The 16,450-nt window shown below is 59.1% G+C and carries 11 protein-coding genes; 6 read left to right on the top strand and 5 right to left on the bottom strand.

Going from position 1 to position 16,450, the window contains the following annotated elements; all coding sequences use genetic code 11:
• Positions 1 to 16 precede the first annotated feature (16 nt).
• The 3 genes from AB5287_RS06975 to AB5287_RS06965 all read right to left on the bottom strand — a co-directional run bounded on the left by AB5287_RS06975 (position 17) and on the right by AB5287_RS06965 (position 1,704).
• Positions 17 to 145 (bottom strand): hypothetical protein, encoded by a 129-nt coding sequence (locus tag AB5287_RS06975; protein WP_007056674.1) that lies wholly within the window; start codon positions 143 to 145, stop codon positions 17 to 19.
• Between the two features lie 115 nt (positions 146 to 260).
• Entirely contained in the window at positions 261 to 392 is a 132-nt protein-coding gene (locus tag AB5287_RS06970; RefSeq protein WP_015512252.1) for a hypothetical protein, read from the bottom strand.
• A 358-nt stretch (positions 393 to 750) separates the two neighbouring features.
• Entirely contained in the window at positions 751 to 1,704 is a 954-nt protein-coding gene (locus tag AB5287_RS06965; protein ID WP_007053354.1) for a hypothetical protein, read from the bottom strand.
• Between the two features lie 588 nt (positions 1,705 to 2,292).
• On the opposite strand from AB5287_RS06965, the gene AB5287_RS06960 reads away from it, so the two are divergent.
• Positions 2,293 to 3,339 (top strand): LacI family DNA-binding transcriptional regulator, encoded by a 1,047-nt coding sequence (locus AB5287_RS06960; RefSeq protein WP_007053353.1) that lies wholly within the window; start codon positions 2,293 to 2,295, stop codon positions 3,337 to 3,339.
• Positions 3,340 to 3,848: 509 nt separating this feature from the next.
• On the opposite strand, the gene AB5287_RS06955 is transcribed toward AB5287_RS06960, so the two are convergent.
• Positions 3,849 to 4,175 (bottom strand): hypothetical protein, encoded by a 327-nt coding sequence (locus tag AB5287_RS06955; protein ID WP_065436836.1) that lies wholly within the window; start codon positions 4,173 to 4,175, stop codon positions 3,849 to 3,851.
• Between the two features lie 458 nt (positions 4,176 to 4,633).
• On the opposite strand from AB5287_RS06955, the gene AB5287_RS06950 reads away from it, so the two are divergent.
• Positions 4,634 to 5,659: a dihydrodipicolinate reductase gene (locus AB5287_RS06950; RefSeq protein WP_008783636.1), complete on the top strand. Its 1,026-nt coding sequence runs from the start codon at positions 4,634 to 4,636 to the stop codon at positions 5,657 to 5,659.
• A gap of 52 nt (positions 5,660 to 5,711) precedes the next feature.
• On the opposite strand, the gene AB5287_RS06945 is transcribed toward AB5287_RS06950, so the two are convergent.
• On the bottom strand, positions 5,712 to 5,996 hold the full coding sequence (locus tag AB5287_RS06945; RefSeq protein ID WP_007052181.1) for a substrate-binding domain-containing protein: 285 nt from the start codon (positions 5,994 to 5,996) through the stop codon (positions 5,712 to 5,714).
• Between the two features lie 343 nt (positions 5,997 to 6,339).
• On the opposite strand from AB5287_RS06945, the gene gltB reads away from it, so the two are divergent.
• From gltB to AB5287_RS06925, 4 genes are all read left to right on the top strand, one after another.
• On the top strand, positions 6,340 to 10,911 hold the full coding sequence (gltB, locus tag AB5287_RS06940; protein WP_368220975.1) for a glutamate synthase large subunit: 4,572 nt from the start codon (positions 6,340 to 6,342) through the stop codon (positions 10,909 to 10,911).
• A gap of 1 nt (position 10,912) precedes the next feature.
• Entirely contained in the window at positions 10,913 to 12,448 is a 1,536-nt protein-coding gene (locus tag AB5287_RS06935; RefSeq protein WP_131213800.1) for a glutamate synthase subunit beta, read from the top strand.
• A 188-nt stretch (positions 12,449 to 12,636) separates the two neighbouring features.
• The gene (locus AB5287_RS06930; RefSeq protein ID WP_011068162.1) at positions 12,637 to 14,277 is read left to right on the top strand and encodes an ABC transporter substrate-binding protein; all 1,641 of its coding nucleotides are present in this window, start codon (positions 12,637 to 12,639) and stop codon (positions 14,275 to 14,277) included.
• Between the two features lie 159 nt (positions 14,278 to 14,436).
• Complete coding sequence (locus AB5287_RS06925) at positions 14,437 to 16,332, top strand: DUF5696 domain-containing protein (protein ID WP_011068161.1); 1,896 nt, start codon at positions 14,437 to 14,439, stop codon at positions 16,330 to 16,332.
• Positions 16,333 to 16,450: the final 118 nt, after the last annotated feature.

Genomic DNA, 16,450 nt, shown 5'->3' with positions numbered 1-16,450 from the left:
GGATTGTTCGCTAGATTCAGCGAGCGTCCTTGTTGGCGGCGTTGATGATGTCGGCGAACATCTTGGAGTCGGCGTAGCCGGCGCGGGCGATGGCATCCATACCGGAGAGGGCGAGACCGCGAATCATGGAATCCTTGAGAGACATAATCATTACCTTTCGTTTGCGCATCGCCGTGAGCGGCTTTGCGATTGTTGTTTAAGCTTTGTTGTTATGGGGTCCGTGGCTAATCTGATTGGATTGCCGGACCGGAGCCGATGGCTCAGCGAGCGTTCTTGTTGGCTTCGTTGATCAGGTCGACGAGCGTGCTGCTGTTGGCGCGACCGCACTGGCTCATGGAGCTCAGGCCGTACACAGCCAGACCGCGAATCATGGAATCCTTGAGAGACATCATGTTTCCTTTCGTTGGTCAAAACCTTGGGGCTTTGAGTTTTGTTTATCGGCTTCTTTCTGAAACCGGTTTCAGAATAACGCAGTCCGATGACAAACGCAAGGGGACTATTCCGCTCTCGGCGTTTCTGGCGGAATATCGCCGTTCTTTAGATACCATTCGGTAGTTAAGAGGTTGTCTAGTCGACCTTCTGACGGCCTTGTTCTGAGCGTACGGTTTTCACGAGGTATGGCCTCATGTCGCGGAAATCGTACGCTGAGTCGTCGTAAGCGTACGGTTTTCACGAAATGGGGCCTCATCTCGTGAAGAACGTACGCTGAGTCGTCGTAAGCGTACGGTTTTCACGAAATGGGGCCTATCTTCACCGGATTTTGGGCACACCGGCCTTGAGCAGCTTGGTCTCAAGATTGATGGGGCGTAGCAGATCCTCATAGAACACATGGACGATTTCGGTGACGCCCTGTTCCCGGAGATGCCGATCACGTCTGCGGTCGTACTCCATTTTCGCCTGGAGGCTTGCGCGATTCTTGTTGCTGATGTCGGCGTATTTGGCCATGCCGTCGTATTCTGCCACGATGATGCGGCCGTCTGCGAGCTTCCAACAGAAATCGACGCGATATGACATTGCGGGATTGTCGGGATTCATGAACTGCACCTGCAGCAGGGGGATGCCGAAAGACAATTCGGTGATCTGGCCACGCATCAATGATTCGCCGCCGTTTTCGCTCAGGGGATCCGCGTACTTCAGCAGCTTGGTCACGGAGACCTCGTCGCAGACGCTTTGAATCATCAGCGACTGCACCTCTTCGATGGTCGTCAGGGACTTTCTCAGAGCCGAATCGTATATGGGCAGCGCCTGTGGGAATGGGAATGCCGCGCAGTCGAGCAGCGTTCGCGCCGGAGTCGTCAAGAGAATGCCGTTATGCTTCCGCGTCGGAATCCGATTGATATAGATGCGGTTGAGACGCGCCTCGTCTCCGCCGCCGATGCCGGACTTCGAGGCGATGTGCACTGTGCCGTCGTGCAGGGAATAGTTGTGCTGCAGTCCGTATACGCACGCCGCACTCAACCCCGCAAATACCCACTGAGGGTGGATTGCGGACAACGCACGTATGACCTGCAATGACTGTTGCTCTCTGGTCATGGTGTTCCAAAGTGTTCGGTCGGCGTACAGGTTCTTATACGGTGACACCAGCTCCCCGGCATGCAGGCGACGTTTCAGGGCGCGCCGTTGCGCATCACTGGTGCCATAGCAGCAGCGACGCTCCTGCTTCGCCTGCTGCAGCAGTGCAGAAACTTCCTTGTGTTCTTTCATATCTCGACGCTAAGGGTGATTTTGATCGTTGCACAAGCTCAACCGGCAAATGTGGATACTATGTCACGCGAATTGTTGCTGTGGATAACTTGAATCGACGTCGACGGCTTTGCCGACGGTCTTGTCGGAGGCGATATTAGCCTAGGACACCTTGCTGCGCCGCCTTCCATACCGAAAACAGTCATCAGTGACACCGGGGGCATCTTCAGCGTACGTTCTTCACGAAATCAGCTGCCATTTCGTGAAAACCGTACGCTCAGAATGACTCAGTGTACGTTCTTCACGAGATGAGGCCCCATTTCGTGAAAACCGTACGTTGACGACGATTCAGTGTACGTTCTTCACGAAATAAGGGATGATTTCGCGGAAACCGTACACTCACCGCAACTCAGCGTACGGTTTTCACGAAGTTATCGATTTGGGTATAGGTTCCCCGTCATGAACTACAATGAATCGCGGCGAAAAAAGGAGAACCGAAGTCGGAGCGCGGCTGAACGGATATGGGTGTGACTGGATGACTGCCATGGTGATGCCGGTTCTCCTTGACGTACGCAATAACAACAACTGACAACAACAGGGGAGACAAGGATGGCGAGAAGTGCGGGCCGCACCCGGCCGGTGATCAAGGACGTGGCCAAACTGGCCGGAGTCTCGGCACCGACCGTCTCCCGGTATCTCAACGGCACCGTCAATGTCACCGAAGACAAGCGTGAACGCATCGCCAAGGCCATCAAGGAGCTGGGCTACGAGCCGAGCATTGTGGCGCGCGCTCTGTCGAACCGGGAGATGGACTCCGTGGTGGTGTTCGCGGCCAATCCTTCCGCCTTCTCCACGTCCGAAACGAACCATGGGGTGGAGGCCGCCGCCCGTAAACGTCGGTTCCTGCTCAATATTGTTTCTTTGGACGAGTCCGACATGGACTCCGTCAAGGCTCGCGTGCGCATGGGTTTGTCGATCAGGCCGGCGGGCGTGATCGTCTACGAGTACGACCGGGCCGGCATCGCCGCACTGGAATACATTCCCAAAGATATGCCGATGGTCGTGGTGGGTGGCAGCTTCGGCGACGGCGAATACCAGGTCATCAACGCCGAAAGGGATGGCGGCCGTTGGATGACCATGCATCTGCTGGATCTCGGCCATCGCACCGTGTTCCATGTGGGGCGTCCGGAAGGTCCGACCGATAACACCCGCACCAATGGGTGGCGTGACGCGCTCAAGGAGCGCGGCGTCACGGCACCTGACCCAATCATCGTGCCCGACGATGATTTGGAGGAGTCGGTCAAGGCTGGGCGCACCTTGGGCCGTCGTGGTGATGTGACTGCGATTTTCGCCGGCAACGACGAGACCGCCATCGCTGTGATCCGGGGTCTAAGGGAGGTTGGTCGCCGCGTGCCTGCTGACGTGAGCGTCGTAGGCTTTGACGACCGCAACTTCGGTGCCATGTGGAATCCGGCGCTGACCAGTTACACCCAGAACTTCCTGGACATGGGGGAGCGATCCTTCCGAATGCTGTTCGAACAGATCCAGGCCAAGCGCGCCGGCGATGACGCGCCGCCCTCGCAGGTCGAGGTGGTGCAAGGCAAGCCGTGTCTGCGAGCCTCCGAACGCGCGTACGGCGACGGCGAAATCGCGTAGTCGATGGGGACGTGCGTATCAATCGATAGTGACTGTAGCGCATCCATATCGTGATGAGGAGTCTCTCATGCCGAACTGTAAGCGCTTACCTTAAGTAGTTTGTAATATGGTTTACGTCATACTAATAGATGTTCTAAATCATAGTGTTTTGCAAGGGCTTTTGCGGAAAATGGCTATTTATCAACAGTTTTCAAAAAGTTCGCATGACGGGCGACTGTGAGCACGCTTTATGGTAACCGCTTTCCGCAGCATTATCGTTAGAGTATGACTTTTGAACAATCGGCAACTCTGAAGACTCAGCCCCAGACCTCGGGCACTATCTCAGCGGCAGACGCCGCGATGCAATAGGCCCGCGACGAACGCATCCCCGGCAAACTCATCTGTGCGATCATGGCCGTGGTCATTGTTATCGTGTTCGTCGCCATGCTCCACGCCCTACGTAACCGGAAGTAGGTTGTAGGCGGGATTGGTCTGACTGGTATCCGCCACAGCCGGGTTCGGTAGAGCGGCTACCAATCGGCCAGTGTCTCTATGGCATCGAGTCCTGTTCTGCGATGTTGTTCGTCAAGGTTGTTCCAGTAAGGTGATTCATCGGTGAGCATGTCGTACGGGAGCTTGATACGTCTGCGATCCGTGTGGCTATGTAGTCGCCGAGTTTCGGCGTCAGGGTCGCTGATGAGGGATGCGGGCATTGCGGCATCGTACAGATGTCTATCTCCATATCCGGCATGGTCTGCTTGGTATGCGGCGCTCTTAAGAATCAACGCGCCAAGCAGATCCGCGTCGGTAGCGGGACGCACGTCGAGACCGCCCATGATGGCGTGCAACTGCACCATGAGACCGCCGGTGAGCAGTCATGATTTGGTAATGCGCTCGGCCACCATGTATACGATATTCCACGGATGAGCGCCGCTGGGGATTGCAATGCGGGAAATCATTGCTCATTTCCTTGTTGTATGCCGTGATGAGTTCTGTAAGGGTTTCGAGCCCCTGCGCGTCGTTCTCTCGGGTCGTTGGATTCGGCCAGATCAGCGGCGCATACGCCGATGGGCATGGGCCCCTGCCCGGCGGGCAGAAAATCAGCGAGATGCCGTGATTCGGCGGGAGACCTCGTGATGGCCCCAGCCCTTCTGTTCGGTAGTGGTACCGCTACACCGACTCTCCCCGACACTCCAGTGCCGCCGATATCAGTGAATGCCCAGCCTGATGTCGGTAGAGTAAAGGCTATTGGCTTGGTCTCGACGGCGAGACTTCTCCAATGGCCAATATGCACTGTTGCAAAGGAGCATGCGGTATGCAACCAATCAAAGCCATTCAATACGGCTGCGGCAAAATGGCGAAGTACACGATTCGCTATATGCACGAGAAAGGCATTCAAATCGTCGGTGCCATCGACGTGAACCCGGAAGTCGTGGGCATGGATGCCGGTGTGTTTGCAGGCATCGGCCCCATCAATGTGCCGATTCGCGCCGATGCCGAGGCTGTACTCAACGAGTGCGACGCGGATATCGCGGTAGTCACGCTATTCAGCTTCGAGAACGAAATCGCCACCATGTGCGAGCAGTGCTTGGCCCGCGGCATCAGCGTGATCACCACCTGCGAGGAATGCATCTACCCGTGGACCACCGATCCGGCCACCACGAACCGTCTCGACATCATCGCCAAGGAAGCCGGTGCCACCATGGTCGGCTCCGGCATGCAGGACATCTACTGGGTGAACATGGTCTCCACCGTCGCCGCCGGATGCCACAGCATCAAGAAGATCACCGGTGCGGTGAGCTACAACGTCGAGGAATACGGCCTGGCTTTGGCCAAAGCGCACGGTTGCGGTCTGACCGCCGAGGAGTTCGAGGCCGAGCTTGCGCATCCCGAAACCGTGGTGCCCTCGTATGTATGGAATTCCAATGAAGCGCTGGCCCAGAAGCTTGGGCTTACCATCGCATCGCAGACCCAGGCCAGTGTGCCGTATTTCAGCGATGTCGACGTGTATTCCGAAACGATGGGCGAGATGATTCCGGTCGGCAAATGCATCGGCATGTCCGCCGTGGTAACCACCGAAACTAATCAGGGCATCACGTTGGAAACTGCCTGTATCGGCAAGGTGTACGGGCCGGATGATGGCGATATGTGCGATTGGAAGATCGAGGGTGAACCGGACGTGGAGTTCCACGTGGTCAAGCCGGCGACCGTCGAACATACGTGCGCCACAATCGTCAACCGCATTCCGGACGTGCTCAACGCGCCAGCCGGATATGTGACGGTCGATCAGCTCGATGAGATTTCGTATCTTACGTATCCCGCCGCGCTGTACGTGGCATAGCCTTCATATTTTCGAGGATGAAGGCCGGCACTCATAAGGGTGCCGGCCGGTATCAGGCGGACAGAGTCGACGTGCGTGGCATCACCTGGAACTGGATATGGTCATGGGTGATGTCATCGGGCCGTTCATGCCGTAGGTTCGACTCGTTCAGCGTCACCATGCGATCGATAACCGTACGAGCCATTGCGGGGACGTCCATCGCCACAGTGCTGATGGGTGGGTTGGTGCAGGCGGAGAAGGGGATACCGTCGAATCCCATGAGCCGTACGTCGTCGGGCGCGTGGATGCCATGTTCGGTGAGTTCGCGGAGCGCGCCGATCGCTATGGTGTCAGACATGCACAGTTCTCATGTTCCCGCTGGCGGGAGCTGTCATGCGAAGCATGACTGAGGGTGGTCCACAGCCGCCAATCCGTAACATCACCCAACGCAGCATTTCACGATACGGACGTTTCCGTATCGTATTTTCGTGTGGTCAAATAGACATTTCGAGCGAAAAAGTTCGAAATACCCCCATAACTGGCCATAAAAAAATTGCTTGAGAATCACTATTGACTTTTATGGCGACTCGGTATATGGACACATGAAACGTAAATGACATGGAGCGACGGTACTGTGTCAACAGCAATGAACGAAGAGGCATGATTTTCTTACGTGCCCACAACCAATTGAGGTGATTTCGGTGACATTCAAAGCCCCGCTCGATCTCACGGTCCACGCTCCGGACGGTATGTATGATCCCGCCAACGAGCATGACGCCTGTGGTGTGGGTATGGTCACCACTTTGAACAAGCGTCCTGAGCGCAAGATCGTCACCGACGCCATTGAGGTGCTGGTCAACCTTGATCACCGTGGTGCCGTGGGTGCCGAGGAGAACACAGGTGACGGCGCCGGCATTCTGATGAGCATGCCGGATGAGTTCATGCGTGCCACCGTGCCCGCCGAACTGCCGGAAGCCGGTCACTATGCGGCAGGCATCGCCTTCCTTGACCGCGACATCGAAACCTCCGGTCAGCAGGAACAGGCCATTGCCAAGATCGTGCGCGAGGAGGGACTCGAAGTCCTCGCATGGCGCGTGGTGCCCACCAACCCGGACGGCCTTGGCCTGCAGGCCCTTGCCGCCATGCCAGGATTCAAGACTCTCGTGGTCGCCTCTCCGGACGGTGCTCTGGCCGGCGTGGACTTGGATCGCAAGACCTTCCGCATCCGCAAGCGCGTCGAGCATGAGGTGGGCGTCTACTTCGCATCCCTGTCCGCCCGTACCATCACGTACAAGGGCATGCTCACCACCATGCAGCTCACCCACTTCTTCGAGGATCTGAACGACGAGCGCATGAAGGCCACCATCGCCATCGTCCACTCCCGCTTCTCCACCAACACCTTCCCGAGCTGGCCGCTGGCCCAGCCGTTCCGTCTGCTGGCCCACAATGGCGAGATCAACACCATCCAGGGCAACCGCAACTGGCTCTCCGCCCGTGAAGGCCGCCTGAGCAGCGAACTGCTCGGTGAATTCGAGCCGCTGCTGCCGATCACCACCCCGGGCTACTCCGATTCCGGCACCTTCGACGAGTGCCTCGAACTGCTGCACCTCGCCGGCCGCTCCCTGCCGCACGCCATCTGCATGATGCTGCCGCCGGCTTGGGAGAAGAACCCGGATCTCGATCCGGACGTGCGCGCCTTCTACGAGTACAACAACACGCTTATCGAGCCGTGGGATGGCCCGGCCGACATCGTCTTCACCGACGGCACCCAGGTCGGCGCCCTGCTCGACCGCAACGGCTTCCGTCCCGGCCGCTGGCAGCTCACCGATGACGGCTACATCGTTCTGGCCTCCGAGGCCGGCGTTCTGCCGGAGATCGCGCAGGAACACATCGTGTCCAAGGGTCGTCTTGAGCCCGGCGAGATGTTCTTGGTCGACACCGCCGAAGGCCGCATCATTCCCGATGAAGAGGTCAAGAGGAACCTCGCTGCCCAGCACCCGTACCGCAAGTGGGTGGAAGGCAACTCCGTTGAAATGAGCGACCTGCCCCGCCGCGAGCACGTCAGCCACTCCGGCCAGTCCGTCCAGCGCCGTCAGCGCGCCTTCGGCTACACCGAAGAGGATCTGAAGCTCCTGCTCACGCCGATGGCCAACACCGGCAAGGAACCGCTCGGTTCCATGGGTAACGATGCGCCTATGCCTGCGCTTTCCAGCCGCAGCCGCATGCTGTTCGACTACTTCACCCAGAAGTTCGCACAGGTCACCAACCCGCCGCTGGACTGGGAGCGTGAGGAGATCGTCACCTCGCTCGAATCCGCCATCGGCCCCGAGCCGAACCTGCTGGCCGATTCCGAGCTGCACGCCAAGAAGATCCTCATCCCGCTGCCCGTGGTCAACTCTGATGAGATGGCCCAGCTCAAGCGCCTTGACAAGGCCCGCATCCTCGGCGGCTACTACCGCCCGTACGTGGTCAAGGGCCTCTACCAGGTCGCCGGCGGCGGCAAGGCCCTCGAAGAGCGACTTGACGAGATCTTCGCCGAAATCGACGAGGCCATCGCCAACGGCAAGAACTTCATCGTGCTCTCCGACCGTGAGTCCAACCATACGTGGGGTCCGATCCCGTCCCTGCTGCTGACTTCCGCCGTGCAGCACCACCTGCTGCGCCGCCACACCCGTACGCAGATCTCCGTGGCCGTCGAGGCCGGTGACGTGCGCGAGATTCACCATGTCGCGCTGCTGATCGCTTACGGTGCCGCCTGCGTGAACCCGTACCTGGCATTCGAATCCGTGGAAGATCTGGCCCGCAACGGCTACCTCAAGGTCGACGCGGACACCGCCGTGAAGAACCTCACCAAGGCCCTCTCCACCGGCGTGCTCAAGATCATGTCCAAGATGGGCGTCTCCACCATCATGAGCTACCGTGGCGCGCAGCTGTTCGAGGCTGTGGGCCTGAGCCAAGAAGTCATCGACGAATACTTCACCGGCACCACCTCCCGTGTGGGCGGCGTGAGCCTTGAAGAAATCGCCGAAGAAGTGGCCATCCGCCACCGCGTGGCCTACCCGAACCAGTGGAGCGCGTCCCCGCACCGCAACCTGCGCACCGGCGGCGACTACAAGTGGCGTCGCACCGGCGAGGACCACCTCAACGATCCCGAGGCCATCTTCCTGCTTCAGCAGTCCACCCAGCGTGGCGACTACCAGATGTTCAAGAAGTATTCGCACCACATCAACGACACGTCGAACCGACTCATGACCCTGCGTGGCCTGATGAAGTTCAACACCAACCGCAAGCCCATCGACATCGCCGAAGTCGAGCCGGCCTCCGAGATCGTCAAGCGCTTCTCCACCGGTGCCATGAGCTACGGCTCCATCTCGCAGGAAGCACACGAGACGCTCGCCATCGCCATGAACTCGATTGGCGCACGCTCCAACTCCGGTGAGGGCGGCGAATCCGACGACCGTATCAATGATCCGCAGCGCTACAGCCGCATCAAGCAGATCGCGTCCGCCCGCTTCGGCGTGACCTCCGATTACCTCGTGCACGCCACCGATTTGCAGATCAAGCTCGCCCAGGGCGCCAAGCCTGGTGAGGGTGGCCACCTGCCCGGAGCCAAGGTCCCGCCGTGGATCGCCAAGGTCCGTCACGCCACCCCGGGCGTGGAGCTTATCTCCCCGCCGCCGCACCACGACATCTACTCCATCGAGGATCTGAAGCAGCTGATCAACGATGCGAAGATGGCCAACCCGAAGGCACGTATCCACGTCAAGCTCGTTTCCGAGTTCGGCGTCGGCACCATCGCGGCCGGTGTGGCCAAGTGCCATGCCGACGTGGTGCTTATCTCCGGCTATGACGGCGGTACGGGTGCAGCCCCGCTCAACGCCATCAAGCACGCCGGCACCCCGTGGGAGATCGGCCTGTCCGAAACCCAGCAGACGCTGATCCTGAACGGCCTGCGCTCCCGCATCGTCGTACAGTGCGACGGCGAGCTCAAGACCGGTCGTGACGTGGTCATCGCCGCCCTGCTTGGTGCCGAGGAATTCGGCTTCGCTACTGCGGCCCTGATCGTGGAAGGCTGCGTCATGATGCGCGCCTGCCAGAAGAACACCTGCCCGCAGGGCATTGCCACCCAGGATCCTGAGCTGCGCGCCCGCTTTAAGGGCAAGCCCGAGTACGTGGTCAACTTCTTCATGTTCATCGCTGAGGAGGTGCGCGAGATCCTCGCCCAGCTCGGCTTCAGGACTCTTGAGGAGGCCATCGGCCACGTTGAGTGTTTGGATCAGGACGAGGCCATCAAGCGCTGGAAGTCCGGCGGCATCGACCTGACCAACGTGCTCAAGCAGGCCGGCCCGGTACCCGGCACGATCCTGCACCAGACCATCGAGCAGAACCACGAGCTGGAGAAGGCGCTGGACAACAAGCTCATCGAACTTGCCCAGCCGGCCCTCGAACACAAGGAACCCGTGCGCATCGAAATGCCGATTCGCAACGTCAACCGTACGGTCGGCACCATGGTCGGCTACGAGATCACCCGCCGTTACGGCGAGGAAGGTCTGCCGGACGACACCATCGACATGACCCTGCACGGTTCCGGAGGCCAGTCCATCGGTGCGTTCATCCCGCGCGGCGAGACCATGCGCATCTACGGTGAAGTCAACGACTACGCCGGCAAGGGCCTGTCCGGCGGTCGCATGATCGTGCGCCCGGAAGACACCGTCACCTTCGACAAGCACAGCAACGTCATCGCCGGCAATGTCACCGGTTTCGGCGCCACTTCCGGCCAGATGTTCGTAGCCGGTCGCGCCGGCGAACGTTTCGGCGTTCGTAACGGCGGTGCCACGTTCGTGGTCGAAGGCGTGGGCGACCACGGCTGCGAGTACATGACCGGCGGCACTGTTGTGGTGCTCGGCCCCACCGGACGCAACTTCGGTGCAGGCTTCTCCGGCGGTAACACTTATGTGCTTGACCTTGATATGAAGAAGGTCAACCCGGGTGCCATCAAGTCCGGTGCACTGCTCTTCAAGTCGCTTGATGCCGAAACCTCCAAGCTGGTGTACGCACTGGTCAAGCAGCATGCCGAAGAGACCGGTTCCCAGTTCGCCGCGGCCCTGCTGGAGGACTGGAACGAAACCGTCAAGCGGTTCACGCACGTAGTGCCGAAGCAGTTCGTGGCCATGACGAAGGCCATGGAAGAAGCCAAGGCGAACAATGTAGATTTCAATACGCCCGGCGCCTGGGAAAAGGTGTACGAGCAGGTTATGGAAGGAGCGCGCTGACATGGGCGACCCGAGAGGATTCCTGAAGGTCCGTACCCGCCGAGAGCTGGCTGAACGCCCCGTTGAGGAGCGTATCAAGGACTGGTTCGACGTTCACGCCGAAACCGGCCTGCAACCGTGGACCCAAACGCAGGCGGCCCGCTGCATGGATTGTGGCACCCCGTTCTGCATGACCGGATGCCCGCTGGGCAACCTGATTCCCGAGTGGAACGACTTGGTCCGTCAGGGCAAGTGGGAAGACGCCTACAACCGTCTGTCCATGACCAACAACTTCCCCGAAGTCACCGGCCGCATCTGCCCGGCCCTGTGCGAGCAGGCCTGCGTGCTCGGCATCCACCAGCCGCCGACCATGATCAAGCTTGACGAGCAGACCATCATTGACCAGGCCTGGGATTTGGACTACGTCAAGCCGCTGCCGCCGCAGCGTCTGACCGACCAGACGGTCGCCGTCGTCGGCTCTGGCCCTGCCGGCCTTGCCGCCGCACAGCAGCTCACCCGCGCCGGCCACACCGTCGTCGTCTACGAGAAGGACGATGCCATCGGTGGTCTGATGCGTTACGGCATCCCGAACTTCAAGCTCGAGAAGGGTCTGCTTGACCGCCGTGTCAAGCAGATGGAGGCCGAAGGCACCCGCTTCCGCACCAACGTGGAAATCGGCAAGGACATCACGTGGGATGACCTGCGTGACCGTTACGACGCCGTCGTGGTGGCCATCGGCTCCCGCGTGCCGCGCGATATGAAGATTCCGGGCCGTGAGCTCGACGGCATCCACTTCGCCCTCGACTTCCTGCCCGACGCCACGCGCCGTATCTTCGGCGTCAAGCCGGTGCACGACATCACCGCCAAGGACAAGCACGTCATCGTCATCGGCGGTGGCGACACCGGTTCCGACTGCCTCGGCACCTCCATCCGCCAAGGCGCGAAAGACGTCACCGTGCTGCAGATTATGCCGAAAGAGCCGTCTTCACGCCCGGACAACAGCCCGTGGCCGACTTTCGCCCGCACCTACCAGAAGACTTCCTCCATGGAAGAGGGTGGCGAGTACATCTACTCGACCGACTCGGTGAACTTCGAAGGCACCGAAGAGGAGAAGGCCAAGGTCACCATCGACAACTCGACCACCGCCGAAGGCTTCGTGGCCGATGAACACGGTCACGTCACCGGCCTGAAGGTTGTCTCTGTGGCCCCCGGCGAGAACGGCCCCTTTACCCGACAGCCCGGTACCGAGCGCGTGCTGCCGGCCGATCTGGTCCTCATCTCCGTGGGCTTCCTGCACCCGGACACCGAGACCATCCTCGACCAGCTGCCCGTCGAACTCGACAAGCGTGGCAACATCGCCCGCAACGACAAGTTCGCCACCTCCCAGGATGGCGTGTTCGTGTGCGGCGATGCCGGCCGTGGCCAGAGCCTCGTGGTCTGGGCCATCGCCGAAGGCCGCTCCTGCGCCGCAGCCGTGGACGAGTACCTCTCCAAGGAAAAGAGCGAGCTGCCGGCCCCGATCAAGGCCAGCCAGCGTCCGATGATGCTGCCTCGCTGAATACTTTCCAAACAGAAACATGAAAATCCCTTCTTCGTGAGGGGATTTTTGCGTTTCTGGGATTAATTACTGCCTTGAGTCTTAAGTAATGTCTATATTTCGAGAATATTGCATACGTGGTTAACATGAAGCTCCTATGGTGTCTTTCGTCGCCAAAAAGACGACGCCAGAATATTTGGGAGAGATTCATGAACACACGTCATGTCACTTCACTGGTCGCGGCCGGTGCGGCAATCGTCATGCTGCTCAGCGGCTGCGGATCGACCGGTACCTCCAATTCCAGCAATGCTTCAGATTCCAATATCATTTCCGTGTACGGCAGTGAGCCGGCACACCCACTATTCCCCGGCAACACCACTGAGGCCGGTGGCGGCAAGGTTGTAGACCAGCTGTTCGCAGGTCTGGTGACCTACGATGCGAAGGGCGGCATCCACAACGAGGTAGCAGACAGCATCACCTCCAGCGACAACGCCACGCATTACGTCATCAAGCTCAAGAGCGGATGGAAGTTCACCGACGGCACTCCGGTGACCGCGCACTCCTTCGTAAACGCATGGAATTACACCGCCAACAGTGCCAACAAGCAGGCCAGCGCCAGCTTCTTCAGCACAATCGAAGGCTATGATGATCTGCAAAAGCCGGACGTGGACCCCAAGGCCACGCTGAGCGGCCTGACCGTCGTTGACGACAACACCATCGATGTCAAGCTCAGCCAGCCCGACTCGGCATTCCCGGTCAAGGCCGGCAGCCACGCCTACATGCCGTTGCCCGAATCCGCGTTCAAGGACCCGAAGAAGTTCGGTCAGCACCCAGTGAGCAACGGCCCATACAAGTTCGTGTCCTGGCAGCACAACCACAGCATCGAAATGGTGAAGAACCCTGACTACAAGGGCAATCGTGTCGCCAAGAACGATGGCCTGAACTTCAAGATCTATACCTCGCCTGATTCGGCATACGCCGACCTACGCGGTGGCAACCTGGACTTCACGAACATGATTCCTGACACCGCACTTACCTCCTTCCAATCCGACAAGTCGCTGAAGGCATACAACGAGCCCGGTGGCAATACGCTCACCTTCACCATTCCTGAATGGCTGGAACACTTCGGCCAGAACGAGGAAGGCAACCTGCGTCGTCAGGCCATTTCCATGTCCATCGACCGCAAGACCGTCGCCGAGAAGATCTTCCACGGCACCGCCACGCCCGCCGTCGACTTCCTTGCAGCCCCAATCAGCGCCTACTCCAAGGAACTCAAGGGAAATGAAGTACTGAAGTACAACCCGTCCAAGGCCAAGGAACTGTGGGCCAAGGCCAACGCCATCTCCCCGTGGAGCGGTGAGTTCGGCATTGCATACAATGCTGATGGCACTGCGAAGAACTGGGTTGAGGCAATCTGCAACTACATCAAGAACACGCTGGATATCGATGCCAAGAGCATCCCGATGTCCACTTCCGACGAGTTCCTGTCCAATGTGGATTCAGGCAAGATGACCTCCGCATACCGTAGCGGTTGGGGCCCTGATTATCCATCCGCGGACAACTATCTGGTACAGCTGTACGATTCCAGTTCGGCCGACGGCAAGGGCGGCAACAGCGGCAACTACAAGAACCCCGAGTTCGATGCCATGATGGACAAGGCTCTTTCCGCCCCGTCCACCGAGGAAGCCGACAAGTATTATCAGCAAGGTGAGGAGATTCTGCTGCAGGACCTTCCGGCTATCCCGTTGTGGAACCAGAATGCCACCGCAGCCAGCACCTCCGCAATCTCCGGCGTCGCATTCGACTACGGCGGCGGCCCAGTGTTCACCGCACTGACCAAGAAGCAGTAAGCAGTAAGTAATAAACAGACAGCGCTAGCCCCCCGCTGGCGGGGGCTGTCGGCAAAGCCGACTGGGGGTGGTCTCAAACAGCAGACCACCCCTAATCTTGTTATATGAGCGAGCTCCCGTAAGCGGGAGCAATCGAGAACATACAGGAGCACATTAACTATGGAATTCACCGTATCCGGCACTACCGTGCGATTCGATGAACGAACAATGCAGTTCGCTTTTACGCGCGACGGTGCCGAATGGAATACCTGCGCTGATTTCAAGCCGACCCTGCAATGCGCGCAAGGCACCTTCGCGTTCGCGGATGCCACTTCCATCACCCATGAGCAGCGTGAAACCGGCACGGGAACCGGCATTCGCAGCATCTTCACCGGCTTTGGGCACAGCGCATACTCCTTTGAAACCTATGTATGGGTGGAGCGTGCCTCAGGCGATGTGCTCTTCGAATGGATTCCGCTCAATGAGCAAGGCCTGAACATCACCAATGTGACGTGGCCCGCAGCCATGGACTTCGATTGCGCCGACGATCATGACACGACGCTCATCACCCATGAGCAAGGTGTGATGATCCCCAACACATGGCCTACCGCCGTGAGCACCAAAGACATCGCCTTCGACGGCCGCTTCGAAACGGCTGGCGGTTACATGCCGTGGTTCGCGCAGCTCCGCGCAGACGGACACGGGTATATCGCCATCTGCGAAACTCCATGGAATGCCGGTTACGGCATCGACCATCCCAGCGATGGCCCGTACACCCATATCAATACTTGGTTTGAGCCAAGCCTCGGCACAATGAATTATCGCCGCGTGGTACGCTACCAGTTCCTCGACCACGCCGATCACACGGCGGTGTGCAAGGCCTATCGTTCGTACGTCAACGAACGAGGTCGCCTGCGTACGCTCGCCGAAAAGGCGGCGCGCAATCCCTCCGTGCGTGACCTGATTGGTCGCTCGTGGGTGCACATCGGCATCAAAACCAAAGTGCAGCCCGACTCGTACTACTACGATAAGGATCACCCCGAGAAAAACGATTCATTGGTCACCTTTGCGCAGCGCGAAAAGCAAATGCGAACACTGCACGGCATGGGTGCAGGCCGACTGTACATGCACTTGGATGGTTGGGCACAGCCCGGATACGACAACGCACACCCCGACTATCTGCCGGCCTGTCAGGAGGCAGGCGGCTGGGAAGGCATGAAGTCGCTGGTCGACGCCTGCCATGAGCAAGGCGATATTTTCGGCACGCATGACCAGTACCGCGATTACTACTTCACCGCGCAAACCTTTGATGCCAACAATGCGATTCGGCTGGCAGACGGTACGATGCCCGAACACGCACGCTGGGCGGGCGGCCGCCAGACCTACCTGTGCGCCGAGCTCGCACCGGACTACGTGCGCCGCAATTTCACCCAGATTGCCGCGCATGGCATCAAACTCGACTGTGCATACTTGGATGTCTTCACCTGCAACGAAGGCGACGAATGCTCGAACCCCGAACACCGCATGACCCGCCGCGAATGCTTTGACCGCCGCGCCGAGTGCTTCGAATATCTGCTCTCGCACGGCATCCTCTCCTCGTCCGAAGAGGTATCGGACTGGGCAGTGCCAAGCCTGATATTCTGCCATTACGCGCCATACGACTTCCAGATGCGCTCACCCAACGAGCCGCGCCAAGGTGTACCGGTGCCGCTGTATAACCTCGTCTACCATGATTGCGTTATCGAGCCGTGGATGATGGAGCGTGTGGTGGACGGCGACGATTACATGCTGTACGCCTTGCTCAACGGCGGAGCTCCATACCTGATTCGCGATGCCGCATACATCGGCGTTGACGGCGACATGGACGACGAACAGCGCGCTCGCACGGAAAACGACATCGAACGCTGCCATACGGTCGCTGCATTCCATGAGCGGGTCGGCATGCAGGAACTGGTTCGTCACGAGTTCGTGGATGATGATCCGCTGGTGCAGCGTTCGGTATTCGCGGACGGCACTGCGGTCACTTGCGACTTCCATACGCAAACCTATCGCATCACCGACTGCCCGCATCACTGACTGAAAATACAATGACACACAGTGGGTTCCGATGGACTGGTCCTGAGTTCTAAATAGAAGTGCAACACCTTGTCTAGGGTTGGAAGTGTTCAGTTTCTAACTTAAGAAGGTGTTGCAC

This window comes from Bifidobacterium sp. RTP21102st3_E2_RTP21102_210122 (genome assembly GCF_040916945.1).
GTDB lineage: Bacteria > Actinomycetota > Actinomycetes > Actinomycetales > Bifidobacteriaceae > Bifidobacterium > Bifidobacterium longum.
Note: the sequence above shows the minus strand (reverse complement) of the source record. Positions and strands in the feature narration are given on the sequence as shown.

Coding starts and splice junctions, on each gene's coding strand:
- AB5287_RS06935 (WP_131213800.1), top strand. CDS start 10,913: ATGGGCGACCCGAGAGGATTCCTGAAGGTCCGTACCCGCCGAGAGCTG.
- AB5287_RS06965 (WP_007053354.1), bottom strand. CDS start 1,704: ATGAAAGAACACAAGGAAGTTTCTGCACTGCTGCAGCAGGCGAAGCAG.
- AB5287_RS06930 (WP_011068162.1), top strand. CDS start 12,637: ATGAACACACGTCATGTCACTTCACTGGTCGCGGCCGGTGCGGCAATC.
- AB5287_RS06970 (WP_015512252.1), bottom strand. CDS start 392: ATGATGTCTCTCAAGGATTCCATGATTCGCGGTCTGGCTGTGTACGGC.
- AB5287_RS06945 (WP_007052181.1), bottom strand. CDS start 5,996: ATGTCTGACACCATAGCGATCGGCGCGCTCCGCGAACTCACCGAACAT.
- AB5287_RS06955 (WP_065436836.1), bottom strand. CDS start 4,175: ATGGTGCAGTTGCACGCCATCATGGGCGGTCTCGACGTGCGTCCCGCT.
- AB5287_RS06950 (WP_008783636.1), top strand. CDS start 4,634: ATGCAACCAATCAAAGCCATTCAATACGGCTGCGGCAAAATGGCGAAG.
- AB5287_RS06925 (WP_011068161.1), top strand. CDS start 14,437: ATGGAATTCACCGTATCCGGCACTACCGTGCGATTCGATGAACGAACA.
- AB5287_RS06960 (WP_007053353.1), top strand. CDS start 2,293: ATGGCGAGAAGTGCGGGCCGCACCCGGCCGGTGATCAAGGACGTGGCC.
- AB5287_RS06975 (WP_007056674.1), bottom strand. CDS start 145: ATGTCTCTCAAGGATTCCATGATTCGCGGTCTCGCCCTCTCCGGTATG.